The organism is uncultured Nostoc sp., assembly GCF_937863485.1.
Taxonomy (GTDB): domain Bacteria; phylum Cyanobacteriota; class Cyanobacteriia; order Cyanobacteriales; family Nostocaceae; genus Nostoc.
This window is the reverse complement of record NZ_CALMFY010000076.1, coordinates 1-25,559: the sequence shown is the minus strand read 5'-3', so window position 1 is coordinate 25,559 and position 25,559 is coordinate 1. Positions and strand designations below refer to the sequence as shown.

26 protein-coding genes and 3 pseudogenes are annotated in these 25,559 nt (G+C 41.5%); 14 read left to right on the top strand and 15 right to left on the bottom strand.

The window, feature by feature from the left end:
* The first annotated feature begins 97 nt into the window (after positions 1 to 97).
* Genes Q0541_RS10505 through Q0541_RS10495 form a run of 3 tightly spaced genes read left to right on the top strand, consistent with a single transcriptional unit; the run spans position 98 to position 2,993 of the window.
* On the top strand, positions 98 to 1,264 hold the full coding sequence (locus Q0541_RS10505; protein ID WP_298909303.1) for a Re/Si-specific NAD(P)(+) transhydrogenase subunit alpha: 1,167 nt from the start codon (positions 98 to 100) through the stop codon (positions 1,262 to 1,264).
* 32 nt (positions 1,265 to 1,296) lie between these two features.
* Positions 1,297 to 1,590 (top strand): NAD(P) transhydrogenase subunit alpha, encoded by a 294-nt coding sequence (locus Q0541_RS10500; protein ID WP_273766159.1) that lies wholly within the window; start codon positions 1,297 to 1,299, stop codon positions 1,588 to 1,590.
* Positions 1,587 to 2,993, top strand: a complete 1,407-nt coding sequence (locus tag Q0541_RS10495) for an NAD(P)(+) transhydrogenase (Re/Si-specific) subunit beta (protein WP_298909294.1) — start codon at positions 1,587 to 1,589, stop codon at positions 2,991 to 2,993. Before Q0541_RS10500 ends, Q0541_RS10495 begins: the two co-directional genes overlap by 4 nt.
* Positions 2,994 to 3,047: 54 nt before the next feature.
* Here Q0541_RS10495 and Q0541_RS10490 read toward each other — a convergent pair whose 3' ends face one another.
* From Q0541_RS10490 to petN, 7 genes and pseudogenes are all read right to left on the bottom strand, one after another.
* Positions 3,048 to 4,013, bottom strand: a complete 966-nt coding sequence (locus Q0541_RS10490; RefSeq protein ID WP_298909293.1) for a radical SAM protein — start codon at positions 4,011 to 4,013, stop codon at positions 3,048 to 3,050.
* 87 nt (positions 4,014 to 4,100) lie between these two features.
* Entirely contained in the window at positions 4,101 to 4,544 is a 444-nt protein-coding gene (locus Q0541_RS10485; RefSeq protein ID WP_298909291.1) for a hypothetical protein, read from the bottom strand.
* Positions 4,519 to 4,752, bottom strand: coding sequence for a hypothetical protein (locus Q0541_RS10480; protein WP_298909289.1), 234 nt, complete (start codon positions 4,750 to 4,752; stop codon positions 4,519 to 4,521). Before Q0541_RS10480 ends, Q0541_RS10485 begins: the two co-directional genes overlap by 26 nt.
* Before the next feature lie 266 nt (positions 4,753 to 5,018).
* A complete protein-coding gene (locus tag Q0541_RS10475; RefSeq protein WP_298909287.1) occupies positions 5,019 to 5,774 on the bottom strand; it encodes a hypothetical protein in 756 nt (251 codons plus the stop codon).
* Between the two features lie 338 nt (positions 5,775 to 6,112).
* Positions 6,113 to 7,473 (bottom strand): annotated as a pseudogene (locus Q0541_RS10470) (ATP-binding protein); the annotation flags it as partial.
* 244 nt (positions 7,474 to 7,717) lie between these two features.
* On the bottom strand, positions 7,718 to 7,882 hold the full coding sequence (locus Q0541_RS10465) for a hypothetical protein (RefSeq protein ID WP_298909391.1): 165 nt from the start codon (positions 7,880 to 7,882) through the stop codon (positions 7,718 to 7,720).
* 4 nt (positions 7,883 to 7,886) lie between these two features.
* Entirely contained in the window at positions 7,887 to 7,976 is a 90-nt protein-coding gene (petN, locus tag Q0541_RS10460) for a cytochrome b6-f complex subunit PetN (RefSeq protein ID WP_012408302.1), read from the bottom strand.
* Between the two features lie 278 nt (positions 7,977 to 8,254).
* On the opposite strand from petN, the gene Q0541_RS10455 reads away from it, so the two are divergent.
* From Q0541_RS10455 to Q0541_RS10430, 6 genes and pseudogenes are all read left to right on the top strand, one after another.
* On the top strand, positions 8,255 to 10,141 hold the full coding sequence (locus Q0541_RS10455) for an ATP-binding protein (RefSeq protein ID WP_298909223.1): 1,887 nt from the start codon (positions 8,255 to 8,257) through the stop codon (positions 10,139 to 10,141).
* A 30-nt stretch (positions 10,142 to 10,171) separates the two neighbouring features.
* Positions 10,172 to 11,434, top strand: coding sequence for a response regulator (locus Q0541_RS10450; protein ID WP_298909220.1), 1,263 nt, complete (start codon positions 10,172 to 10,174; stop codon positions 11,432 to 11,434).
* Positions 11,435 to 11,712: 278 nt separating this feature from the next.
* Positions 11,713 to 12,147 carry a hypothetical protein gene (locus Q0541_RS10445; protein ID WP_298909389.1) on the top strand — a complete coding sequence of 145 codons (435 nt, stop codon included), beginning with the start codon at positions 11,713 to 11,715 and terminating at the stop codon, positions 12,145 to 12,147.
* A 251-nt stretch (positions 12,148 to 12,398) separates the two neighbouring features.
* Positions 12,399 to 12,962, top strand: coding sequence for a 3'-5' exonuclease (locus Q0541_RS10440; protein ID WP_298909218.1), 564 nt, complete (start codon positions 12,399 to 12,401; stop codon positions 12,960 to 12,962).
* Between the two features lie 268 nt (positions 12,963 to 13,230).
* Positions 13,231 to 13,365, top strand: a pseudogene (locus tag Q0541_RS10435) (tryptophan-rich sensory protein); the annotation flags it as partial.
* A 366-nt stretch (positions 13,366 to 13,731) separates the two neighbouring features.
* Positions 13,732 to 14,529, top strand: coding sequence for a superoxide dismutase (locus Q0541_RS10430; protein WP_298909215.1), 798 nt, complete (start codon positions 13,732 to 13,734; stop codon positions 14,527 to 14,529).
* Positions 14,530 to 14,632: 103 nt separating this feature from the next.
* Here Q0541_RS10430 and Q0541_RS10425 read toward each other — a convergent pair whose 3' ends face one another.
* Positions 14,633 to 15,952, bottom strand: coding sequence for a hypothetical protein (locus Q0541_RS10425; RefSeq protein ID WP_298909212.1), 1,320 nt, complete (start codon positions 15,950 to 15,952; stop codon positions 14,633 to 14,635).
* A 236-nt stretch (positions 15,953 to 16,188) separates the two neighbouring features.
* Complete coding sequence (locus Q0541_RS10420; protein WP_298909209.1) at positions 16,189 to 16,830, bottom strand: hypothetical protein; 642 nt, start codon at positions 16,828 to 16,830, stop codon at positions 16,189 to 16,191.
* Between the two features lie 1,221 nt (positions 16,831 to 18,051).
* Here Q0541_RS10420 and Q0541_RS10415 point away from each other — a divergent pair.
* From Q0541_RS10415 to Q0541_RS10400, 4 genes and pseudogenes are all read left to right on the top strand, one after another.
* Positions 18,052 to 18,586, top strand: a pseudogene (locus Q0541_RS10415) (amino acid permease); the annotation flags it as partial.
* Positions 18,560 to 18,784, top strand: coding sequence for a glycoside hydrolase 100 family protein (locus Q0541_RS10410; protein WP_298909386.1), 225 nt, complete (start codon positions 18,560 to 18,562; stop codon positions 18,782 to 18,784). The pseudogene Q0541_RS10415 and the gene Q0541_RS10410, both read left to right, overlap by 27 nt.
* Positions 18,785 to 19,212: 428 nt before the next feature.
* Positions 19,213 to 19,515, top strand: coding sequence for a hypothetical protein (locus Q0541_RS10405; RefSeq protein WP_298909207.1), 303 nt, complete (start codon positions 19,213 to 19,215; stop codon positions 19,513 to 19,515).
* A 104-nt stretch (positions 19,516 to 19,619) separates the two neighbouring features.
* Positions 19,620 to 20,093 carry a hypothetical protein gene (locus Q0541_RS10400; RefSeq protein WP_298909204.1) on the top strand — a complete coding sequence of 158 codons (474 nt, stop codon included), beginning with the start codon at positions 19,620 to 19,622 and terminating at the stop codon, positions 20,091 to 20,093.
* 57 nt (positions 20,094 to 20,150) lie between these two features.
* Here the strand turns inward: Q0541_RS10400 and Q0541_RS10395 are convergent, their stop codons facing one another.
* Complete coding sequence (locus Q0541_RS10395; RefSeq protein ID WP_298909201.1) at positions 20,151 to 20,333, bottom strand: hypothetical protein; 183 nt, start codon at positions 20,331 to 20,333, stop codon at positions 20,151 to 20,153.
* 217 nt (positions 20,334 to 20,550) lie between these two features.
* Positions 20,551 to 20,931, bottom strand: a complete 381-nt coding sequence (locus Q0541_RS10390) for a hypothetical protein (protein WP_298909198.1) — start codon at positions 20,929 to 20,931, stop codon at positions 20,551 to 20,553.
* A 185-nt stretch (positions 20,932 to 21,116) separates the two neighbouring features.
* Between Q0541_RS10390 and Q0541_RS10385 the strand changes: the two genes are divergently transcribed.
* The gene (locus Q0541_RS10385) at positions 21,117 to 21,278 is read left to right on the top strand and encodes a hypothetical protein (RefSeq protein WP_298909195.1); all 162 of its coding nucleotides are present in this window, start codon (positions 21,117 to 21,119) and stop codon (positions 21,276 to 21,278) included.
* 122 nt (positions 21,279 to 21,400) lie between these two features.
* On the opposite strand, the gene Q0541_RS10380 is transcribed toward Q0541_RS10385, so the two are convergent.
* The 4 genes from Q0541_RS10380 to Q0541_RS10365 form a co-directional block, all read right to left on the bottom strand.
* Entirely contained in the window at positions 21,401 to 21,616 is a 216-nt protein-coding gene (locus Q0541_RS10380) for a hypothetical protein (protein ID WP_298909192.1), read from the bottom strand.
* A gap of 248 nt (positions 21,617 to 21,864) precedes the next feature.
* The gene (locus Q0541_RS10375; protein WP_298909189.1) at positions 21,865 to 24,879 is read right to left on the bottom strand and encodes a UPF0182 family protein; all 3,015 of its coding nucleotides are present in this window, start codon (positions 24,877 to 24,879) and stop codon (positions 21,865 to 21,867) included.
* Between the two features lie 20 nt (positions 24,880 to 24,899).
* The gene (locus tag Q0541_RS10370; RefSeq protein ID WP_298909186.1) at positions 24,900 to 25,064 is read right to left on the bottom strand and encodes a type II toxin-antitoxin system HicA family toxin; all 165 of its coding nucleotides are present in this window, start codon (positions 25,062 to 25,064) and stop codon (positions 24,900 to 24,902) included.
* A gap of 70 nt (positions 25,065 to 25,134) precedes the next feature.
* A complete protein-coding gene (locus tag Q0541_RS10365) occupies positions 25,135 to 25,344 on the bottom strand; it encodes a DUF1902 domain-containing protein (RefSeq protein ID WP_298909183.1) in 210 nt (69 codons plus the stop codon).
* Positions 25,345 to 25,559 lie beyond the last annotated feature (215 nt).

Below are 25,559 nucleotides of genomic sequence, written 5' to 3'. Positions count from 1 at the left end.
CTGATGTTCCTGCCTAAATACTATAGAGTGCGGGATATCCCTCATCTAGACAATCGCTTACTTGGCAAAGATTAGGTATTTATCTTCAGGAGATTTCATGAGAATAGCAGTTGCTAAAGAAATTGAAGTTTGTGAACGTCGTGTGGCATTAATTCCTGACACCGTTACTCGATTAGTAAAACAAGGTTTGGAAGTCTGGGTGGAAACAGGTGCAGGAGAGCGAGCTTTTTTCAACGATACTGACTATGAAGCAGCAGGAGCCACAATAATCAGCGATACTGCCAAATTATGGGGCGAAACAGATATTCTGCTGAAAGTCAGCCCACCGCAAGAGCGAGAAGATGGACGCTCAGAAATTGACTTGTTAAAAGAAGGAGCAGTATTAGTCAGTTTCCTCAATCCTTTGGGAAATCCTGTTGTGGCGCAGCAACTAGCAAATCGGAAAGTCACAGCCTTGAGTATGGAAATGATTCCCCGTACCACCAGGGCGCAAAGTATGGATGCTTTGTCCTCGCAAGCTTCATTAGCAGGTTATAAGGCAGTATTAATTGCCGCAGCGGCACTACCGAAATATTTTCCGATGTTAACCACAGCCGCAGGTACGATCGCTCCAGCCAAAGTATTTATTATGGGCGCTGGTGTAGCTGGATTGCAAGCGATCGCCACCGCTAGACGTTTGGGAGCAGTGGTAGAAGCCTTTGATATTCGTCCCGCCGTTAAAGAAGAAGTGCAAAGCTTAGGGGCAAAATTTGTTGAAGTCAAATTAGAAGAAGAAACCGTCGCCGCAGGTGGTTACGCCAAGGAAATCTCTGAGGCTAGCAAACAACGTACCCAAGAAGTTGTCGCCGAACACGTCAAAAATTCTGATGTAGTGATTACCACCGCTCAAGTACCTGGGAGACAAGCACCACGGCTAGTTACAGAAGAAATGGTGGCACAAATGAAACCAGGTTCAGTGATTGTGGATTTGGCTGCTGATCAGGGTGGTAACTGCGCCTGCACCGAACCCGGAAAAGATATTGTATGGAACGGTGTGACAATTATCGGCCCGATCAATCTCCCATCATCGATGCCAATTCATGCCAGCCAATTGTATGCCAAGAACGTAACTTCGTTGATGCAACTGCTAATTAAAGACAAAGCTTTGCAGGTAAACTTTAGCGACGACATCGTTGATGCAGCTTGCGTTACTCACGCTGGTGAAATTCGTAATCAACGAGTGCGGGATGCACTACAAGCATTGAGCGGCGTTGGAGCAGGTTAGTAGCCAAATATACCATAAGGAGTTTTGATTTCATGACAGAGGCATTACTTGCTGCTTTGTTTGTATTTGTTTTGGCATCTTTTATCGGCTTTGAAGTCATCAACAAAATACCACCGACTCTACACACGCCCTTAATGTCAGGCTCAAACGCGATTTCTGGCATTTCGGTACTTGGGGCAATAGTAGCTTCAGGTGCTAGAGAAACAAGTGTCTCAGTGATTCTCGGTTTAATTGCTGTAGTATTGGCAACTGTCAACGTTATAGGTGGCTTCCTAGTTACAGACAGAATGCTGCAAATGTTCAAGAAAAAGGAGATTAAGGCGTGAGCGACTTTTTACCAACTGGCATTCAGCTGACATATTTAGTCGCTGCATCGTTATTCATTCTAGGCTTGAAAAAGCTGGGATCACCTGCTACAGCGAGGAACGGTAATCTCGTTGCGTCTGTGGGGATGCTGCTGGCGATCGCAGCAACAATGCTGGATCAGCATGTGTTGAACTACGAGATGATATTGTTGGGCTTGGCGATTGGATCGGGAATTGGTGCGATCGTTGCCTACAAAGTCCAAATGACCGAAATGCCCCAAATGGTGGGTTTACTCAACGGCTTGGGCGGTGCGGCTTCGGCTTTAGTAGCCGTTGCCGAATTCTGGCGGTTGTTAGATAGTTCTCAGCCGATACCCTTAGATGTCAACATTTCCATACTTTTGGACGTGTTAATCGGTGGTATTACCTTCACAGGTAGTTTTCTAGCCTTTGCCAAATTGCAAGGTTTAATCAGCGGTTCCCCGATTACATTTCCTTTCCAGCAACCATTTAATCTCTTGCTTCTGGCTGCTTATGTAGTGGGCAGTGTCTATTTAATCATTACACCAGATAGCTTACCCATATTCTTGGGAGTGGTTGGCGTTTCATTGGTGCTGGGTGTGATGTTCGTCATCCCGATTGGTGGCGGCGATATGCCAGTGGTAATCTCGCTGTTGAACTCATTGTCAGGTGTGGCAGCGGCGGCAGCTGGATTTGTGGTGATGAACAATATGTTAATCATCGCTGGGGCTTTGGTAGGAGCATCTGGGTTAATCCTTACCGAAATTATGTGTAAGGCGATGAACCGCTCCTTATTTAGTGTGCTGTTCAGCGCTTTTGGTACAGGATCTACTTCTAGTGGTGCTGCTGCTAGTGGTGATGCGATCGATCAAACCGTCCGCAGCATCGATCCCGAAGAAGGGGCGATGATGTTGGGTTATGCCCGTTCTGTGGTAATTGTGCCTGGTTATGGTATGGCAGTTGCCCAAGCGCAACATAGCGTCCGGGAATTGTCAGATCAGCTAGAACGGATGGGCGTTGATGTCAAGTATGCCATTCACCCCGTTGCTGGGAGAATGCCGGGGCATATGAATGTATTACTGGCAGAGGCAAATGTGCCTTATACGCAGTTATACGACATGGAAGATATTAATCCCCAGTTTGAGCAAGCGGATGTGGCTTTAGTAATTGGCGCGAATGATGTAGTAAATCCGGCGGCGCGAAGTGATACAAATAGCCCGATTTATGGTATGCCGATTTTGGAAGTAGATCGGGCGAAGCAGACGATTGTGATTAAGCGTGGGATGAGTACAGGTTTTGCCGGTGTAGATAATGAGTTGTTCTACAAGGATAAAACTACGATGCTCTTTGGTGGCGCTAAAGATATGGTGGCGAAGTTGGTTTCGGAAGTGAAGCAACTTTAACGAACCGCGAAGGCAAAGACAGCGCAAAAAATAGAGACGTGAAATTTCGCGTCTCTACTTTTTTAAGGATGTCAAGCTATCCCACTTTTCCACTGTTGGCTTATACAACCAATAATCCAGCTTGACATCATCAACAAGCCCTCTAAGTTCAGGATCAGGCCAAATGTGAAGCCGATCCTCACATCCAACCTCTCTTGCGGCTGTTTCAATGTCATTCCATTGCCTTTTAAAGTATTCCGCCCATGACTTTTTATGCCTTATGGAATCCGTAAAATCCAAGCCTGCCGCTATCATACGTTTTCCATTACTTCCGCGAGCATTAATAGGCTCCCAAAATATAACTTCTGGATTGATAGACATTATTTTTTCTAAATGTCTTTTGAAATCATCTAAAGTCATATTTGGAGGAGTAGGAGCAACTGCAACATACATCCTACACCCAGCTTTATGACCTGCCAGCATTGCTTTATAACGTTCTGAAGGAGGAGGAGCTTGAGGTTCAATCTGGCGACTGAGTTCATCATTTAGGTATGGTAAACTCATGCCAACGATCACATTGGTACGATTAAGAATATCAATATCATTTACCCATAATAGACCACGAGTAAGAATCCGGATTTTTTTCTTATATCTCGATAAAGCCTCAACAACACCTCGCGTAACATTTGCAGTCTGTTTAGTTTGATAAGGATCAGTACCAGAACAGACTAATACTACACCTTTTCCTGCTGGTGTTTCACGCCAAGACCTTTTACGACTAAGGATTTTTTCTAGTTGCTCAGGTATCTCTTCTCGAACAAATAAATACTGTCCCCAATCCATTTGAGGATCGCTTACTCCTTTTGAATGCAATTGTGCTTGCTTTGTCCTAATTGCAGGCGTAGAAGGTACATAACAGAATGTACATCCATGCAAACACCCTGATGCTACATTAACCACATAGTCACATAGCCCTTTTTTGTTAAGAGCGCTCTGCTGCAGAGGATTAACAATTTTTTCAACGCCTTTAACAATAGACATAGCACACACATTTATTTATATAGTTTATTATTAGTATTACAATCCTCACATCCTTAGTTTGCTTATTAAGATATGATAAAAAACATTTTAAAAAAATGAAAGCTGTTTATATTTAGTTAATTTGATTATATCACTTTTTCGTAAATCAACTTTACGCTCTTTTACTATTTCACCTTTTCTCAAAATCTCTATTTCTTTTTCATTTCTAAGCATATTTATATAAATTGTATAATGCTCTTTACTAGCTGGGTTACGTTCCATAGTTTGATGACAAAGGTCATGGAAAATAATTCCGTCTTGATTATTACGTATAATATTGCCCAAATGACCATCCAATTTCTCTAAACAGAATTCCTCGCTATTTTTGGTAATATCAAATTTCAATTGCAGTTGGTTTTCTTCATAAAAATCTGCTGTTCTGAACCCATGTCCATACAATTCAAAATAATATTGATAATCTAAGTTATTTTCTTGCCAAAAACTCTCTTTTATTACTTCTAAAGCCCTAATAAGTAAACGTTCTTTCTCCATATCTACCTTTGCCATAAAGTGTGTAAATAAGATTTTCAAGATATGTTTCAAGAATTTGATGCTTGGCTTTGGTATGAGGATTTATATCAGGAATATGACTTCCATCAGCACTCCAAGTTGCTTGTGATTCGCTCACGTTGATTGTCTCTACAGTAATATTCAATACTAATCTAAAAGAAGTAGATTGAAAAGCGATCGCACGCGCCAAATTCTCTCAAAAAGGCGATCACCTGCAAAATCTCCATTGTGCGTAGGCGTTGGCGTAGCGTCCCGTAGGAAAGCCCGCCAAAGGCATCGCCTTTTCTTCCTTTGTGTCTTTGTGGTTCGTTAATAAATAATTTGGTAACTGAGATAAACCAGTTGCAAAACACGAAAATGTAGTGATATGATTATATAAAACACCCCACTCCACATTAGCCTCAGCCAAAGTGAAATGAGGTGCTTTTATTATCGGTAATCAAACAGACTTTAAAATTAATCCAATGACTTGCCAGCTTTACTTAAAAGCTTACCCAATCTTTGAATTGGCCCCTTAAATCCCCTTGCGGCTTCAGTTGCAGCTTGTTGAGTTTGTTCGCCCAGTTTCGTCAGCACCTCGGCAAAGTCAGCACCTTTAGCAGTTTTGCGCTTCAAGAGTTGCTTAAGTTCTTTAAGTCCATTAGCAACTTCTTGGAGATTCTCGTTTTCAGACTTATGCAATAAGGTGTACCATGTATCAACCGTACCTTGCGCCGCCTCCGGTCCAATTTTAGTCAAGTCTCCTTCAAGCGTTTCTATTACTGCTTCTATGTGTTCAATCTGTTCGCGGTCTTCCGCCTTACCTAGTGAAACACCTGTATTGCGAAGTTGCTTACCCAACTTCTGTAACGGAGTTTTTAGTTCCTTATCAGTATCAGAAGTAACATTACCTGTTTGCTCACCAATTTCAGTTAGCACTTCACCAATTTCATGACCTGTGGCCTTACCACTTTTCACTAGTTGCTTGAGTTGCTTGAGGTTATCGGCAATTTCTTTGATTTCTGGCTCTTTAGCTTTGTGTAAATAAGTATACCACTCGTCGATTAAGCCAATAGCAGTTTCGCTATCAAGAGCAGTCAAGTCTCCTTCTAGTGCAGAAAGAAGTGAATCTAAATCCAAGTTATCAGCTTTATCAGCTTTTTTAGCTGCTGTGCTTTCTTTCTTGGCAGCAGTCTCCCCTTGTTTACTATTGGATTTTTGTTGAGAACTCATGGTGTAATTTCCGTAACAAAATTAAATAAATGTACAGGTATCACTTTATAAAGACTCTGCGGAATTGCCCTCATTCTTAGGTATGACTTACGCACTATATAAATCTATAATTATGTATATTAATAGAAATCAAACCTTTCAGACCTTTAGTGAAAGCCCAATACAAGTAGTATTCACTTTTCTGTAAGCTTTCCTACAGAGTAGCTGTTCTCGAAGCTAGGGGCGGATTGTAGCATAGGTGTAAAAGTGCTAATAAGTATTTCTATCTTTGAGCGAAATATAAAAAAATTCCCGTCGTCTGACAGTGCTGTGTTGGGCTTGGAATTCTTCTAGCTAACTCACCGTTTGTTCGGAATTTGGATATAGAACTCAGAGCCGTTACCAGGTTCAGAAACACACTTGATATTACCACCGTGTTTTTCCACAATAATTTGGTAGCTAATAGATAACCCCAAACCAGTACCTTGACCAGGTTGTTTGGTGGTAAAGAAAGGTTCAAAAATGCGCGATCGCATATTCTCTGGAATCCCACAACCATTGTCAGCAATCCAAATAAGAATAGTATTCCCTTCTATCACTTCTGTACGAATCAAAATTTTAGGATTGTCAATTATTTTTCCACTAGTTGCTGAGTTTTCCACTGCATCAATCGCATTGTTGAGAATATTCATAAACACCTGATTTATCTGAGCTGCATAGCAGACTAATGGGGGCAATTCACCATATTGCTTAACTACCTCAATAGCAAAAGAATTAGTCTGTGATTGCAGTCGATGTTGTAAAATTAGCAAAGTACTGTCGATACCCTCATGAAGGTCAACGGGCTTCATTCCTGTTTCGTCAAGTCGAGAAAAACTTCGTAACGACAAGACTAATTGAGAAATCCGATCTGCTCCCATCTTCATTGAAGTAAGAATTTTGGGCAAGTCATCACTAATGAAATCTAAATCCAGTGCTGCTGCTTGCTTTTGAATTTCTCCTGTTGCCTTAGGATACTGTTTCTGATAGAGGTGCAGTATTTTAAATAAATTTTCGGCATGTTCAGTAACATAAGTGATATTGCCGTAAATGAAACTAATCGGGTTGTTAATTTCATGTGATACACCAGCAACTAACTGCCCTAAGCCTGCCATTTTTTCACTTTGAATCAACTGGCTCTGAGTGTGCTGTAATTCTTTAAGAGTCTGGGTGAGTTCTTCTTTTTGACGTTGAGTTTGTTCGAGTAATTCCGCTTGCTGAAGTCCTACCCCTAACTGAGTACCAATCTGCATCAGCAAATCTACCTCATCCTGTTGCCAATCGCGGGGTTTGATATTTTGATAAGCTGCTAGTAATCCCCAAAGTTTCTCACCCTGAAAAATTGGCACAATCATATATGCCCTAGCCTCCATTAGCTCGATCAGGGTAATATAAGGAATAGAATAATCGCTGCTGTAAATATCTTTAATAACAAGAGTTTTACTATTAGCAAAATCTCCGCTTTGGGTTTCTTGCAGGTAATTACCTGAGGCAGCTACGCCTGTCGTAGACATTGCAGGTACAATTTCCCTTACTGGTGTCCAACCTGGGGCTAAAGACTCAGCAACAAATTCGCCACTCCAATCAGCGCGGAATCGATGACTGTAATTTTGAAGATCACGTCTATATCTAGAGACTCGCGAATGCGGGCAATAACTCCAGACAAGGCTTTTTGTTGCTCATTCTGGCGCAAGGAGAATGTCACATCTGAATGAGATTCTTGCTGTTCTGAATTTGGTTCTATGGGTTGAGTAGTAGAGGAGTTTTCCATTCCCAGTAGGACTTTAAATATTGAAAGTCTTCTATCTCATGATTCCCCTAGCGATCGCAAAGGTAACGTTATTTCCTTTAAATGCCATAAAAAACAGTGTAGGGACACGATATTATCGTGTCCCTACAAAAACTATTTTTCAACCACGAGAAAATTATCGCCGCTTAGGAGTGGCGCTACGGCTGGTGCGTTTCTCTTCATCTCGGCGACGGCGATCGCGCCAATCTGCCAGGGTCAAATAACCAATACCACCAGTGACTACTACGAGCAGCACTACAGCAAATAAAGCCAAAATACTCAAGAATGGACTTTCCACCATGCCTCTACAGTCCGTTACGTCCCCAGACTACCATTGCAATTGACCAAGTGAACACAACTAATAGTGATACCCAACCTAGTGTCAAAATCTCCATAGTCCCAGTTTTCAAATAATTACAAAAGGTTTCTAATATTTATCATACAGGGATTGGGCAGGCTGAGATTTTTTTATCAATGACATTGTAAGTTTTGCGGGCGATGTCTACGACGGGTTACGCCTACGCAAACCAGACACCATCTTTTCTTGATACCCTAGTACTTTACGTAATAATAAAAACTAATATAAAAAAGTAGCGATCGCGCTTTTCCACTTGATGGTTTGGGAATACTAGGGTTATGGGTCTACATTTCAAATCCAGCAACCTCTAGTATTATGCCGACATTTTTCAACTATCCTTTCCATTCTAACGGTTTTATTCCCCACGGACATTGTTATCTCTGGCAAACTGGATTAGTTTGGCTCCATATTATTTCTGATGCCACGATCGCTCTTGCCTATTATTCTATTCCCTTCCTACTGATTTACTTTATTTCCAAGCGCAAAGACGTTCCTTTCAATGGAGTCTTTTTGTTATTTGGTGCTTTTATCATTGTCTGCGGTACTGGACACTTGATGGAAATTTGGACGCTTTGGCATCCAGACTATTGGATTGCAGGTGTTTTAAAAGCTTTAACTGCCATTATTTCAATATATACGGCATTTGCGTTATTTTTTCTCATGCCTCAAGCTCTGACACTACCCAGCCCAGCCCAGTTAGAAGCTATCAATCGAGTGCTTTCAACTGAAATTGTCGAGCGTAAGCGCATCGAGAAACAACTACGCTTTGCAGAAGAAGTCGCTCAAAACTCCAGCCAAGCCAAGAGTGAATTTCTTGCCAATATGAGTCATGAACTACGCACACCCCTCAACGGCATCCTGGGCTTTACACAAATCCTCCAACGCACAGAATCTTTGACCGAGAAAGGACGCAAAGGAGTTGGCATTATTTATCAATGTGGTTCCCATTTACTAACTCTAATTAATGATGTCCTGGATCTCTCCAAGATAGAAGCCCGCAAACTAGAATTGCATCCTGTTGATTTCTACTTGCCTGCCTTTATAGATAGCGTGACTGAAATTTGCCGCATCCGGGCAGAACAAAAGGTGATCGCATTTCACGTCGAACTCGATCCTGATTTGCCAACGGGCATTCATGCTGATGAAAAACGCTTGCGGCAAGTACTGATTAACTTGCTTGGTAATGCCATTAAATTTACTCATCAAGGCAGTGTCACCTTCAAAGTTCAGGTCATTGGCCAAGAATCAAATGCCAATGGACAGACTAACTACAAAATTCGCTTTCAAATAATAGATACCGGCACGGGTATAACCCCTGAACAAGCCGAGAAAATCTTCCAGCCCTTTGAGCAAGTGGGAAATCAAAAACAACAATCTGAAGGTACAGGCTTGGGATTAGCAATCAGCCAAAAAATTGTTTTGTTGATTGGTGGTCAAATTCAGGTGGAAAGTGAATTTGGCAAAGGTAGCACTTTTTGGTTTGAGGCAAAATTGCCAGAATCTAAAGACTGGGCAAAGGTTTCCAGAGTGGTTGAGCAGGGAACCATTATTGGTTATCAAGGACAAAGGCGCACGATTTTGATTGCGGATGACAGATGGGAAAACCGATCAGTAATTGTAAATTTACTAGAGCCAGTTGGGTTTACTGTTGTAGAAGCTAGTCAGGGCGAGGAAGGATGGGAACAGGCTCTCGCCCACAAACCAGACTTGATTATCACTGACCTAGTAATGCCTATATTGGATGGGTTTGAGTTGATAAATCGTTTGCGTGAGTCTGAGCAATTTAAAGAGATTGCGATCATCGCTTCGTCAGCAAGTGTGTTTGCAATCGACCAGCACAAGAGTATTGATATAGGTGCAAATGTATTTTTACCAAAGCCTGTAGAAGCGGAAACACTTCTAGAAATGCTACGACAATTTTTGCAACTAGAATGGATTTTTGACGGTAAGGTAGACGCAATTAAAAAAACCTATACAGGTAGTTTGGATCAACCCAATGAGATGATTTCTCCTGCTAAAGAGGTTTTACAACAGTTACTCGAACTAGTACAAGACGGGGATATTCAAAGTATTTTAGAAATAACTCAGCAACTTTCTATAGCTGATGAGCAGTTAAGCATTTTTGCCCAGCAAATCGTCCAGCTTGCTAGTAATTTCCAACTAAAACGTTTGGAAACTTTTATTCAACAATATCTGAATTAATTTGAGTAAAATTTAACTTTTAAATCCATCATGAACAAAACCCAAAATAACGGATTTATTTTGATTGTGGATGATAATCCGACAAATTTATCTGTCCTGTGTGAAGCGCTCAATAGTGAGGGTTTTCGTTTCCGTGTTGCAGTCGATGGAGAAAGTGCGATCGCCCAAGCTGAACGCAATCAACCAGAGTTAATTTTGCTGGATGTACAAATGCCGGGTATTGACGGATTTGAAACTTGTTGTCGCCTTAAAGCCAATCCTGTTACCCAAAATATCCCAATTATTTTCACCACTGCCTTAGCGGATACGGAGAGTAAAACGAAGGGATTTTCCCTTGGTGCAGTAGACTATATCCCTAAACCGTTTGCACAAGAGGAAGTCATTTCTAGAGTGCGCGTGCATTTACAACTCAAACAATTGACTGAATCTTTGGAACAACAAGTCAGCGATCGCACCAAGGCTTTGCAAAAAGCCCAAGTTAAGTTGGTGCAGCAAGAGAAGCTATCAACACTTGGAGAATTAATCGCTGGTATTGGACATGAAATTAACAACCCCATCAACTTTATTTCCAGCAATATTTCCCCCTTGCAAGGATACATTGCAACAGTAACTGAGTTGCTCCTACTATATGAACAAGAGTATCCAAACCCAACAGCCAAAATCACTACTGCTATTGAGGACTTGGATCTAAACTTCGTTCTCGAAGACATGGCAAAAATATTGAACTCACTCCAGCTAGGAAGTGAACGAATTCGGAACATTTCTAATTTACTTCGCAACTTCTGTCGCTCAGATAGGGATACCAAAATATCTGCTGATTTGCACCAAGGACTAGATAGTACGCTAATGATTTTGCAACACCGCTTCAAGGCTAATGGCGCTCGTCCCCGCATTGAAATTAGTAAAAATTATGGAGTATTACCACAGGTAAAGTGCTATATTGGGCTGATGAATCAAGTATTTATGAACATTCTGGCAAATGCAGTTGATGCTGTTGATGAAGCTATAACACAAGGCAAAATGAGCAATCTAATTCCTGAGATTAACATTGCAACAGAAATAGATTTTGAAGAATTGATTGTAATTCGGATTGCTGACAATGGGATTGGTATTCCTGAACGACTTAAAAAACGCTTGTTTGAACCGTTGTTTACCACAAAACCCGTTGGTAAAGGTACTGGACTTGGCTTGGCAATCGCCTATGAAATAGTTGTAGAGAAACACGAAGGTATATTAGATGTGAATTCTCAACCTGGTGTGGGAACCGAGTTTATCATCAAAATTCCTACATGAGAGCAGCATTTAATTAATTACAAAACTGCTCTAGCATTTATCATACTGAAGACTGGGGAAAAATTTTCTCAATCTCTTGGAGAGGCTGCGTCCTAAGCGTAGCTATGGCGTAGGCTTTACGGCTACGGCTCCATCAAGCGTACCCCTACGGGGAAGCAAGCTACGCGTAGCGTCTGTCTGCGACACGCTGCGCGAACGTAGAGAAGCCGAGATGCTCAGTACAAGTACCCAATCCCTAATTTCTATATAGAGTGAACGCAATTTTAGATCCTCAATTAATGGCAGAACGCATAGAATCCCTCAAAGCTGGAATAATTGGGGGATTATCTATGTGTTTCGCTTTTGCAATCGCTAGTCTGTTGAATACTTTAGTACTGGCAAAGTATTTTCAAACACTCGCATGTCTGCAAAGTGATCTTAACTGGCACTTGTGGGTGAGTGGTGCAGTTGCAAGTTTTACTGGTTTCCTATTTGGTGTCACCTACCGCTATATCATCCGCTCAGATCAAAATCCTCAACTCAAAGCCGGTGGTGTGCTGGCCTTTGGCTTGGTGCGGGGATTAACTCAGATAGAACTTGGGTGGAATTCTCATAGCACAATTTGGCCTTTTTTGGTGTTGGCTTTTGAAAGTGTATTGTGGTTTGGAATAGCTGCGATCGCTCTTAATATCGCTATTCAACTCCGTTGGGTTAAACCTTTTTCATCAATCTAAATTCCCTTTCCCTAAGTTATTGTTTAGTGAAGTAAAAAAAATGACTATAAAATTTGTCTTTTCAGCATAATAGGAGCGCACAAATGTGCGTCCCTACAGGAGGTTGTGGTTCAAATAGATGAAAAAAGCTATAAGCATTGCAATTTTGTAGTATGGATGCTACAATAAAGTTGCAAATACTAATTGTTTAAGGTTTAAAAAAATACATATAAATAATTATTGATACTAATTTCCAATCTCTATTACTTAATATGAAAACGAAGAGATCCCACTATTATCTGATAGTCGATTTGGAGGCTACGTGCTGTGACAATAGGACTATTCCTCGTCACGAAATGGAAATCATCGAAATTGGTGCGGTGATGCTCAATCGAGCAACGTGGGAAATTGATTCCGAGTTTCAGCAATTCATTCAACCCGTGAGACATCCACAACTGACAGGTTTTTGCACCGAATTGACTAGTATTCGGCAGCAAGATGTTGACGAAGCACCAAAATTTATAGAGGCAATTTCTCGCTTCAAAGAATGGATTTATTCATTTACCAATCATATTTTTTGTTCTTGGGGTAATTACGACAAAAAGCAATTTATTCAAGATTGCGCGTTTCATAATTTCCCTTATCCTTTTATTTCAGAACACATAAATATCAAAGAGGAATTTTCCGAATATCTTGGCGTGTCTAAAAAATTTGGCATGGCACAAGCTCTCAATGAGTTGGGGATAGAATTGAAAGGCACGCACCATCGTGGCATTGATGATGCCCGCAACATTGCAGCTATCTACAGACAGATTAAAACTAAAAAACTAAGCTGAATAATGGAAAATTTACCCGAAATTGTTTGTAGAGAAACGAAATTGCACTTAGAGACGCTTAAGCGGAGCGTCTCTACATTTTTTCGGGAGATGTCTAATATTTTTTAATTGGAAATCCTAAAGATAGACGCAGCGATACCTTCTGGTGCGTCCGCTACGCGTAGCTTGCTTCCCCATAGGGGTACGGTAAGTTTTCTTACGGAACGCTGCGCGAACACTAACGCAGCCCCGAACTAGACTACAAGTGTAATCCTACTATGGCAGGAAATTAGTATTTCTGGTTAAGCCAATTTCCCAAAAAGCCTCCTGGCTATTCCTACCCTATGCTCTCTGGGACCCTTTCAGTACTTATCTCACTTGGCTATTAACTCACTCTAATTTTTTTCAGCAACAGCATTTCTAGACAAAAACTGCTTTATCAAAAGAGGAATATATGCAAGGTTTTCGCTTAGGTTCTATTTTCGGGTTTGAAATCCGAATAGACTTGTCTTGCCTAGCCAAAGGGATTTTTGGATAAGTTATATTTATTACAAAAGTTTTGAATGCAATTATTTTTTCCATCTAGTAGAGCTTTTTCGCTGAAGATGGGGCTTTTGGAGTGTGTTAAGTAACCCCATGCATTGGCAGTGATTAATTTATTCTTTTGAGTATTTTCGCTTTAATTACTTGACAACTAAGGTAAGATGTATATTTGGCTTGATTGGGCTGTAAAACAACAGTACATGATCAGATTACAAGCCAAATAATATTGATTTTGAGGCTACAATTTATGATCAGGTTTTGGCGAGAAACGATAGTTTTTTTCTTCACAACAATTGTGCTGACAATTCTGGTAATTTCTTATGAACCAGTACTAATAGCTGAGGCACAATCTTCTACACCAACACCAACGGTTGCTAGGTCATTTTCCTCTGTAGCTTATCCTAATAGGGCACTAAGTGCTTTCCCCGCACAGCTACCACCATTGCCTTATGCTTATGGGGCATTAGGAAAAGCTATTGATACTGAAACAATGAAATTGCATCATGACGCGCACCATGCTAGCTACGTCAAGAACTTAAATGATGCATTGAAGCAGTATCCAGATTTGCAAAAAAGAAGTGTTGAAGCTTTACTATTGGATTTGAACAGTGTACCTGAAGATATTCGGAGAAAGGTACGTAATAACGGTGGTGGTCACCTCAACCATACGATTTTTTGGCAACTTATGAGTCCCGAAGGTGGTGGACAACCATCGGGAGCGATCGCTCAAGAAATTAATCAAACTTTTGGCAGTTTTGATGCTTTTAAAAAACAGTTTAACGCAGCGGGTACCGCTCGCTTTGGTAGTGGTTGGGTTTGGCTAGTACGCAATCCTCAAAATCAACTCCAGATCGTGACCACAGCAAATCAGGATAACCCGATTACAGACGGTTTATATCCGATTATGGGTAATGATCTATGGGAGCACGCTTATTACCTGAAATATCGCAACCGTCGGGCAGAGTATTTGACTAATTGGTGGAATGTGGTGAATTGGCCGCAAATTAACAGGCGAGCGCAACTTTTATCACAACAGCCTCGTTAACAATACTATCAAGGACGTCAAACCGCTCAGAGAAATCTGTACAAAGCTACCTGTAGAGGTAGCTTTGTTTGAGGTGGGGTCTAAATCCCCTTATGTAACATAATTACGAATTACGGATTTTTAAAGAGCGGTGTTTGTAACGGACTATGCATAGTAGAACAATTAGCAATACAAGCGCTTTGATCATTGATGGCTCCACTACCTTCTTCACTTCCGTAGGGGTTTTAGGAGTAACATTACATGGAACTTCAATGATCTGTGTGTGATCAGAACCATTACCACTGGGAGTCAGATCACATTCGCCTTTGCTCGTTAGAGACAAAGGTGTAGGTGTATTTCCTGAAGAAACAGATGCTTGAGCTGAAGAACTATCCCCATTTAGTAGTAGAAGCAGAATTAAAGCAAGACCCCCGATTCCGATTATTGGCCAGAGTGGAAAGGAATCAGAACTGTCTTGTAGCAAAACATCTCCCATAGCGTCAGGGAAAGTATCGAGTCCCATAGCTTCTCCCTCCAACGCTAGTGGATTGTCACTTAGTAAAATATCTCCTGGGACATCTTCTCCCAAGAGCTGATTCAATTCCTGTGGAATCGCGTTATTGGGGCGTCCGAGTTCCCCACCATCTTCGGAGTATGGAAAGGATAGTACTTCAAAAATCCTCTGTTGGAGTTGGTTCTGATCACCAGAACTCAACGCATCCAAGCCTGTAGAGATTTTATCTAAATAAAAATTAGTCATCTCTGGTGACAGACCCAAAGACTGAATCTGCTCCTTAATGTTGGAAATTTTTGAGGCCTCTTCAAACAGCAGTCGTCCGTATGACAATTTCAAGTCTACTAATCCATTACGGAGGCTGACCGAGTTATTGACTCCTGAGTCTGGTGACCAGTAGAACTGCTTGGTTACAAGTCCGAGTCCTTCTACTGGGTTGCGACCAACAGGTTGTCCAAGAAGGTATTGAGAGCTATCCATGATTGCGGGGGATTGGTTTCTCCAAAATGAGGCGTAAGGCACCGCAGAGAGATTAGGATTGTTACCGTAAAAGCTAGCGAAATTCTGAAAGTTTTTCTCCCCACCTGCTGCTCGGATCAGGAGGTTTTGATAGCTAGTCCCGTCGTTTAACTCCACTAATCGTTGGATTACCGATCCAGTTTTATTACAGGTCAGACCAAATCCCACATCACATCCAGGAATAACTCGCATCTGGCTTAGATTCTGGTTATTGATTTGGTACTGGAGATACTCAGACTCCAGTCCTTGTTGGATACCATAGCGTCCAATATTGAGCTGTGCAAAAGCAGACTGAGATGTAGTGAGTACTACTGCAACAGATGAGAATGCGATGGTCGCCAAGCGAAGCGTCTTCTCTACGAGACGCTCTGCGAACAGCATCGCAATTCTTTGAACAATTGATTTAGGCAAGATGCACCTCCACTAAATGACAGCAATTTCATTGGTTGTTCACGTCCCTCTTTCAGTCCGTGAGAAGTCGATATTAATAGCTCCGGAAATTCAACGGGTCGCAGCAATACCGCAGACTCATCGAGTCTGTGAACAGCGTTCTTATCCTTGGTAACTAGGGATTGGAGATTGGGAGAAAATTTTTTCCGAGTTGGGTAAGGTTTGAATCCCCATCTATACCCATTTCACTCCCCAGTTCAACTCTTAGGTAAAGAAATGTTGATCGTGATTCCGGTACCTTTGAGATTTCCTGATGAGAGTGTGTGATATAAGACCAATGCCCGGTTTGGTTGATCGAAAAGAAACCCACGACGTGTGGGTTTGATCTTCCCTTGCTTTACTAAGGAAACGAAGGCTTCTAAATACCTACGTATACCTTGACGGTTCTCTTGAGTAGTATTCATATGACGCTCAATCAGCATCATAAAGAAGTTCAAGCTACGATTTTCCTGCCCCTGAATCAGACTGCCCTCATCTAGGAAAGAACTTGCTATAAGCCTGCCATCAACTTGTTTAACCTTAAACAGAGTAAAGTAACGCCCTTCTTTTTTAGGATCGTTCGCATAACAGACCCAGGAACCCTCTTGATTCTGTGTAAAACCTTGTTCAGCAAGGTAAGAAAGCAAAGAATTACTAGCTTTGGTTTGTGGTGGAGGTAATAAATCCTCAATGGGATCTAAAGAGCAAATCCTCTGCGTTGTTTTTCGTTGAGAAACAGCAGGAGCCTCCTGGGTATAGACAGGCAGGGGCTTGGTATCAGACATTGCCATACTAGACATCGCAGTAAACGCAGATATTTGGAGAGCGATCGCTCCAAATAAACGAACAATGATATTCATATTTTTCCTGTTACTCTTTTACGTTGTTAATAATCGAGTTGTTACTAAATCAGAATTGATCTAGCAGTCCTAAATCATTTGTTGAATTTAAGGTTTGCCTCATTTGGTCGAGGGTAGCTTAAGTTTTCACTAATCAAATAGGACTTTTATATATAGGTGACTAAGCACAAAGAGAATAAATATCTAAGTAAAACACACAATATTAATGTCTTATTGACAAGACGAATTGGGTTTTTCGATATTTTTACATATACAAAAAACAATTGACATTGTGTCAAAACTTTTCTATTTATTCTTGTTAATTTTTTGCCATTGTAAGAGGCTTTTATGCCTTCTTAGCTGGCTATCATGATTCCTAAAAAAGGGGTTTGTTAGCTATTTAGTGCCTTATATAAGCAGATTTTCAAAAGCTCCGTGCTTTGTGTTTTGGCGCTTTTGTTGGTTTCCTGGGTGGATTGAATAATTTTTTGTTTTCTGGAGGTAGCACACCTAACTAGCTATTTCAGCATGGTTGTAACTTGATGTATAAAATAATATCTCCTGATAGTAAAATAATATTACCATGAGCTTGAGACATGCAACACTATTGTGGACAGTTATCAAAGTTGTACACCGTGAATTGTAACCACCTCTTCATTAAATTTCATGGCAAATAGCTGAAAGTCAAAATCAATTTACTTATACATCGCTAGTGTTTAAAAATTTAGTACTCTTGTTCTCAAGTGAGGAATATACTGTATTAAATAAAATTTTTATTAATAATTATACGGATAAATAATATATTCTTATTGCTGGATAAGCCTGATTGTCTGAACTTTAAGCTACAAGCGATCGCATCAAACAAAGTTAAATTAGATTACTAAGTATAAAATTTACGATTTAGCCAGCTGTTGTTGCCACAGACCTTATAAGCGTCTAAGGTTCAGATTCCCAACTTGTCTAAGTGTTCTGCATAAATGATTAAGTAGGGCTATATATTGTCACGAGGAAAGAGTATGTCCTTAAATTTGCTCTGTAGTTAGCTGTCATATTATTTTTAAGTATATCAATTGCCTTTGTGGCAACTTGGTCGCGATTATTAAGGCTTTTTCTTATCCCCCTACCGTTTGAATACATACCACTGATGATTGTCACTTTTATTTTTAACCATAGACATATTAGGTAAAACAGTGCAAAAGAAAAATGAAACAAAGCAGAGAGTCCCCACTCAACACTAATAATGTGAGTAGACGTAAAGACTACAGTTTGCTTCAGCAGACAGCAACAACTGAAGTAGCAGCACCTAAGCCATCGCTGACATTACTGGATGCAGTGGCTTTGATTGTCGGTATTGTCATTAGGGCGGGGATTTTTGAAACCCCGGCTCTAGTGGCAAATCAAGCAGGTAGTGATATTGCTGTACTGCTTTTTTGGCTAATTGGTGGTGTGGTATCTCTGGTGGGAGCGCTGTGCTATGCAGAGTTGGCGACTGTCTATCCCGACGTTGGTGGTACCTACTATTATTTGAAACGTGGATTCGGGCAGGAAGTCGCCTTTTTATTTGCGCTCTCTTTGGGGCGAATTGGGAGCCTTGTTCATCAGCATACTGATTGCGATCGCTACTTTAGGAGCAACCAACGCCACAATTTTTACCGGAGCGCGTACCAATTTCGCACTGGGACAGGATTTTTCGCTATTTGGTTTTATGGGACGCTGGCAACAACGTCCTAGTAGTCCTATCCATGCCTTATTGTTGCAAGCTGCGATCGCCATTGCCAAAAGGCGTTTATTTAAGGATAAATTCCCAGAATACTACGATGGCCACAATGGTCGTTTGATTGGCAAAGAAGCCATAATTTATCAAACTTGGAGCATTGCTGGATTGCTGGCTGCTAAAAAGTTCCTAGAAAATCCAGAGTACTTGGAATTAATCAGCTTTGCAGAGGGTCTTGAAGGCGCAGGCTGTAGCCTGTAGGTACTGAATGCCCCGCAGGGCTTCTACCCTGAATAATGATTTAGCCGTGCAATTATCCAGGGTGTCTTTGCTAACTAGCTACACTGAGACAACATACCAAGGGATGCCTCACGGCAAGCCGCTTCTCTACGTTCGCGCAGCGTGTCGCAGACAGACGCTACGCGAATGGGTCTGTACCAAACTTTTGGTAAGTTATAGGTTAATAAATAGCAGAGTTGTGCTATATAAAATCCTTATCAACAGGTCGCGGCGATCGCACAGCCTCAACTCTACAAGAGACTACGCCAACGAGTTACCCTGCGTCTGAATTCCCTTCTCAAATACCCGATAACTGATACACTATATTGTAAGAGGTATCTGAAGTGTCATACTTAGTAATATCACCAGATAGTCTTTGCATTATTAACACGTTTTAACGTGTATCAACCATGAAAATTACTTCAGATTTCATTCCAGAATTTGAAAAACTATTCCGAGAAAAATTACAACTAAATAATTGTAAACTCAGAAAGAAAAGACAAGAGAATAATTATGAAATTATTACTCCAGCTAAAGATATTTTTTTGATGTATTGGTCTGAATTCCCAGAAGTTAACTTAATATATCAAGCTGTGGGGGTACGCACTCAGCAGACTGGAGTTTATGAGCGAGCTATCCGTTCCCACATTAGTTTTTGTGTAAATAGTATCAAGGATAATCCTAGCTCTGAATTACCATTATTGGTGAAATAACTAATACTCAGATAACACAGAAAATATTTACTAAACTCTCGACAGTTTTTATTATATAACTGACGAGAGTTTATCACCGAAAATCTGTTGATCAAGAGAGAAAAATGCAATCTGAAAAAAATCAAGATCAAGATCAGCTAGATTATAAAACCTTGTTAGCCAATGCAAAGCAAGCCTTAAAACTTGAATACCATAAATCAACTGCTTTAGCGTCCCAACTGCAAGCCATAAAAACTCAGTTAGAGCAAGTTCAGGCTGAAAACAAAACCCTGAGGGAGAGTGCTTACGAAGATGTAATTAAGCACTTTGAGGCGCGGACTCAAGCAGCGGAAGCACTAGCACTAAAAACAGAAGTGCGCCAAAGATTCCTTGAAGCCAATGGTTGCAAGGATGATCAGAGCTTCGATACTCTATGGGACAGCATTAAGAATAAGATTCAGATCAAAGACGGTGAAGTGAGAATCGTTGCTCAAAATGGTACTCCTAAGTTTACCTTAACGGGCAGCATGATGACTTTGAGGGATTTTATTCAATCCCTCAAACAAGATCCAATCTCTAGAAAGTTTTTCTTGAACTAGAGAGCCAAATTAATCAAAGCCTCTCGCTAGAAGCGGACTAAAGATTGTAGCAGAAAGCTATTCATCTTCGTCTCCTGATGGTCGTTCGCTCTCACTTTGTTGGGCGTTCCACTCCAAAACAATGCGCTCCAACATCTCAGGCTGCGTACAGTTATTAACATCGGCGTACATTTGAATCAACTGTCTTACTTTAGGACTAATGTGGCGAATCTCTAGTTGGTTATTTTGTACCATGTCCATTAACTTTTAGTGTCTATTACATATGTTGAACTATAGGACTCCTATTTTATTTTTGCTGAAAAAATAAGTGCAAAACAGAATGGAGTGTTAGTGATGTTCTTTGTGTTACTCTGATGTACTGAACCAGGCTTATAAATCTGCGTTCAGTTTTACCATTGGCAAAGAGCAGGGAGCAGGGGGAGGGAAAGTCGTTTTGATGGGCGTGAAATTGGATAATTTATTTTCTAGAGTTCCCTAAAGCAACAGCCTCTTTTTTGGGCTGACGCACTGGACGCTTGCGCTCGCTTCGACGAACGCCCCCTGCCATTTTGTACTCATCGCTATTCTTGCCATACTTTGCAGCTACGCTGAGTAACATATGTTCTGTTAGTTCCATCAGCGACTTTTCCGCAAGTTCTAAAGCTCCCTGAGTCAGATCCACGGTGGAGAGGCTTGAGTTATAAGCTTCCAACTTGTCTTGGGTTGTTTTGATGACGGCTGCAAAGGAGTCAATACTAACCCCATTACCTAAGTCTAAGGTGGTACTGATCGATTTCAAAGCCGCAATCCGACGCTGTGCTTTATCAAGTACTTTAGACCCGCGTTTTGGACGTGACATAAATTACTCTCCGGTTATTAATAATGCGCCAGGAGAAAAACTGACTTATATCCTGGACTGTACAGTACTAGGATAGATAAAATTAGGGTTAATTGACACCCGCATTATTCAGTATATTTTTTTATTTATTAAAAATAAAATTATCTTTATTAATAAATTTATTAAATATTTTACTAATATAATTAATGACTGTACTAATTCAATTAACGACTGTCCAAATTCAATCAACGACTGCCCAAATTCAATATAGGAACTTAGCAAATTTGCTTTTATTAAACACGAAAGCGATGGCAAAGCCATCGCCTGCCGTAGGATGCCCAAAGGGCTGTAGGGCGATCGCAGGTTAGTCTATCCTAAAACAAGCACACTATCCCAAAACTTGCTTTTATGCCAAAAAACGTAGTTGCGGTGGAATTTCTCGATCTCCTGTCGGGAAAAGGTTGCCAACAACTCAGGAGGCATAACGATGCTAATATTCACTTGCGATTGCGAATTTAAATAAAGTCATCTTTCGTTGAATGCCGCCACCAGAAATAAGCGTGTATCCTTCTCCTATTCGCCCTCTATATTCATCTTTAGCTGTTCCTACAGCAAATTGTAGGGGGTGATCAGACTCGCAGCCTTGGCTGAGTTCATCATCGTAGTATTCGTAGTTAGCAATCCCTAGCCACACTTGAGGATACACCTCGATCTCTCGCCCATATCCTTTGCCCAGTTGCCTGGGTACTTGACAATATAATTCAAATGGCTCTGATGGATTTTACTGGCTATTTTTGGCAGCTTCTGCCCACCATTCATCCCATTCTGGTGTGGGGGTAATGGTCATAGTTGGTAGAGGGTTAAATTTAATGATATAGATTTTTAATAATCTTACTGCGATCTCAAGGCACAGTCTTACACCCGATAACTGGGTGAAATGAATAATTATTTAGATCACTGACCTGACGGGGCTGCTTCCTCTACTGGACGGATAATCGCAGGGGCTGGTGTAACTTCTGGTTTAAAAATTCCCTGCAATGCTTGTTCTAATGTTTCTGCCATGACAATCCGGTTTTCGTAAGCCACGACTACCCGCACCAAAGTTGGCAGACTGTTCTGTCTGGCTTCTAGATAGATTGGCTCGACATACAGCAGCGATTGCTCAATGGGAATTACTAGTAGATTGCCTTGAATGGCTCTCGACCCCTGGCGATTCCAGAGGGAAATTTGCTGGGAAATTACTGGGTCTTGGTTAATCCGCGCCTCGATTTGCTCTGGCCCGTAAACCAGGCGTTCCTTAGGAAAGACATATAGCACCAGCTTACCGTAGTTATTGCCATCCGATCGCGCCGCTAACCAAGCGATTAAATTAGTCCGTTGTTTGGGAGTATAGGGTAGAAGCAGGATAAATTCTTCTCTACGAGAGGCTGCGCCAACAAAGGTTACATTCGGTAGACTAGTAATCAAATAGTACGGCTCTACTGGACGGGGTTCACTGCCATAGATTTCGTTGGGGATTTGCCACTGGTCTTCCCGATTGTAAAATACCTGGGGGTCGGTCATGTGGTAGGTCATCAACCGCTCAGATTGAAGTTTGAAAAAGTCCACCGGATACCGGGTATGACTGCGGAGATTGACTGGCATTGTACTGAGCGGTTTGAACATTTTGGGAAATATCGCTGACCAAGTGGCAATAATCGGATCGCTTGGATCGGCAATGTAAAACTTAACACTGCCGTGATAAGCATCAATCACTACTTTGATAGAATTGCGAATGTAATTGATCCCATCGTTACCAGTGTCTGAGTAAGGATAGCGATCGCTCGTCGTGTAGGCATCAACAATCCAGTAAAGATAACTGGGATTACTTGGGAAATCTTGATTAGCAGTAGCAGCTACTAAATAGGGGTCGCTGTCAAATTTCAAAAAGGGGGCGATCGCTTCAATTCTTTGCTTGACATTTCGTCGAAGTAGCACCTTTGTATCTGGCAAAAAGTCCCGCGTCAGCACCATCTGCCAATCTTTCAAATACATCGCAAATAGCCAGCGTCGCCATGCTGAACCGATTTCAACGCCACCCAGACCATCGTAATAGTTGTAAACATTATCACTACCACTAGGGTAGTCTAGCTCTCTAACTCTTGTGCCTGTCATCACATAAGTATTAGTAATTTCGCCGTAATAAATCCGGGGTTGACCAATGGGAATACTGTCACGAATAGCTTGATTGGAAGTTGTGAGGGCGCTACTATCACCGCTAATATCTTTGACAAAATATTCTGGAAGCCCACCTGACCCAACTGTATTAACTGGGTTAATAGTAAACCCAAAACCGTGGGTATAAATTAAACGGCGGTTAACCCATGTTTGAGCTTCCTGTGGTACGGCACTGTAGTCTAATTCTCGTGCAGCAATCAGTACCTGCTGCCGTTCTGCTGGTTCAACTGGTTCTGGTAGCTTTTGGGAGGCTGATGGTTGGCTGACATCGGTTTTGAGAATGTAGCGGTCAATATCGGCATCGGGGAACCGATAGTAGGGTCGAATTTGTTGCAACTGACGGTTGGTTTCTAAGAGTGGTCGCTCATCCCACAGGCGAATATTGCGAATTGTCAAGTTATTCTTTTGAATATCAGCTTCAGTCAATGTTCCTTGCGGGTTGAAGGTTCTAGCATCGATCGCTTCTAAATCGAATGCTTGGCGAGTTAAGGCGATAGTCCGCTGAATGTAGGGTTGCTCTCGTTGCAACTCATTAGGTTGGACAATTAAATATTGCACCACAGTCGGTAGAACAACCTCAGCTGCTACAACTAGAACTAGATAAACCCCTAACCCGTAAAACACCAAGGGACGATACTGAGATTTAGGTTTCCAGAAAAACGTTCGCCAAAGTAGGTAAAAGGCGATCGCTACTGCCAGGAAGCACAAGACGGTGTAAGCTGGCAACTGGGCTGTCACATCCGTATAGCTAGCACCATAACTGACTCCACGCGTAGAATACACCAGTTCATAGCGACTTTGCCAATAACTCAGAGCTGCTACCAGCATTAATAAGCCACCCATACCGGATAAATGACGCTGCTGCTGGGGTGAAAAACCAGGGAAAATTCCCTGACTCAAACTGTCCCCTGACAGGAGATAAGTGAGAGTAACGGCGACAAAGCCATACAAACATAATCCCATCAGCCAGAGTTCTAGCAGTTCCCAAAAGGGTAAGGAAAATATGTAAAAGCTGATATCTCGACCAAATAAAGGCTCAGTGCTGTTGAAAAGGGTGGGGTGGAAATATTGCAGCACCTTTGACCAGTGTTGGAATAGGATGAAGGCAAAAATGGGACTGAACAAAACTGCGATCGCAGTGAGTAAAAATTGGGGATAAATTAAGATTGCGATCGCTACTCCCACAATTAAACCGAGATACCAGACTTGAGAGACAATTTGCCTCAAGAGTTGCCAGATTATCTCTGGTCGAAATAGGGCGGGAATGGGTAGACTAGCGTTATTAACTGGAGAATGCCAGTAGAAAAGAGCAATTTTACTATAGTGAGCCAGGATCAACCCGATCAACAAGCTCAGTACCAGAGCTAGGGGTAATAACCAGCGCAATCTCAATGATTGAAAGGGTTGTGGCGCAAGTGTCCGGGTTTGGTTGCGTCTTGGATAATCAGGACTGAGAAAATTTGTTAATCCACTGCCCAGTTCTGCTTCCTTACGCCTGACTTCCTCAATCTTCAAAGACTGGGGATATTTTAGCCGTTGTGCTAAAGCCAGATTTAGCAGTAGATAGGCAGCAGTTATCCCAGCCACCACTACCCACAAAATACCACGAGTCACCACCCTTAGCAGAAATACTTGGAGATAGCCGACTTCCTGAAACCAAAAAATCTCTGCTCCCAGGCGGGAACCCAGATCCAAGAGTAGCCACAGCCCCAAGAATACAATTAATAGTCTAAAGCTCCATTTCCAATACATTGATATGTAATTTTACCCCCCTAAAAGGCTTTGGGAAGTCCAGCTTGTTTCAAAATCCGGTTAGCGGTATGGTGTGATTTGATGGTTCCGTCTATAACAAACCGACGATCTGTGATTGGACTGTACCAAATTTCATGATCTCCTTTGCCTTGCTGTTCAAAGTAGCACCCAACTTCTGAAAGCATCTTTTTTAACTCAGGATTAACGACGCACCCATCTATGAAGCCACCTTAATCAACTCTTGTCGATGGCTGGTTAACTCAAAGGTGATAAAACCCACATAGTCAGGAGAAACAATTTTGTTGAGAATATCAGTTCTGGAATTATTTCTCGCAGCTTTTGCCTTAGAACCTCAATCGTAGAAGCTTCTGTTACCAATCCAGGTACGTCATTACTAGTTGTTACCCAAACTTCTGCGTCTGAATTCCAAAATGCTTCAACCTTAAATGTAATTTGTGCCATCATCGAGTGCTTACGACGTAGTTCCAGTTTAGAATATTCCAGTTCTCAGGGTAAGCGTAGACGTACCATTAGATACTAAGCTATGTCTATGACGGGCTACGCCAACGCGAATTTATATTTATGACATAGTTCGTGCTCAGAAATCGGAATTTCATGCTAATAACTCGGAAGTTCGTGTTCATAACTCGGAAGTTCTTGTTAAGAAAAAACAAGATCAA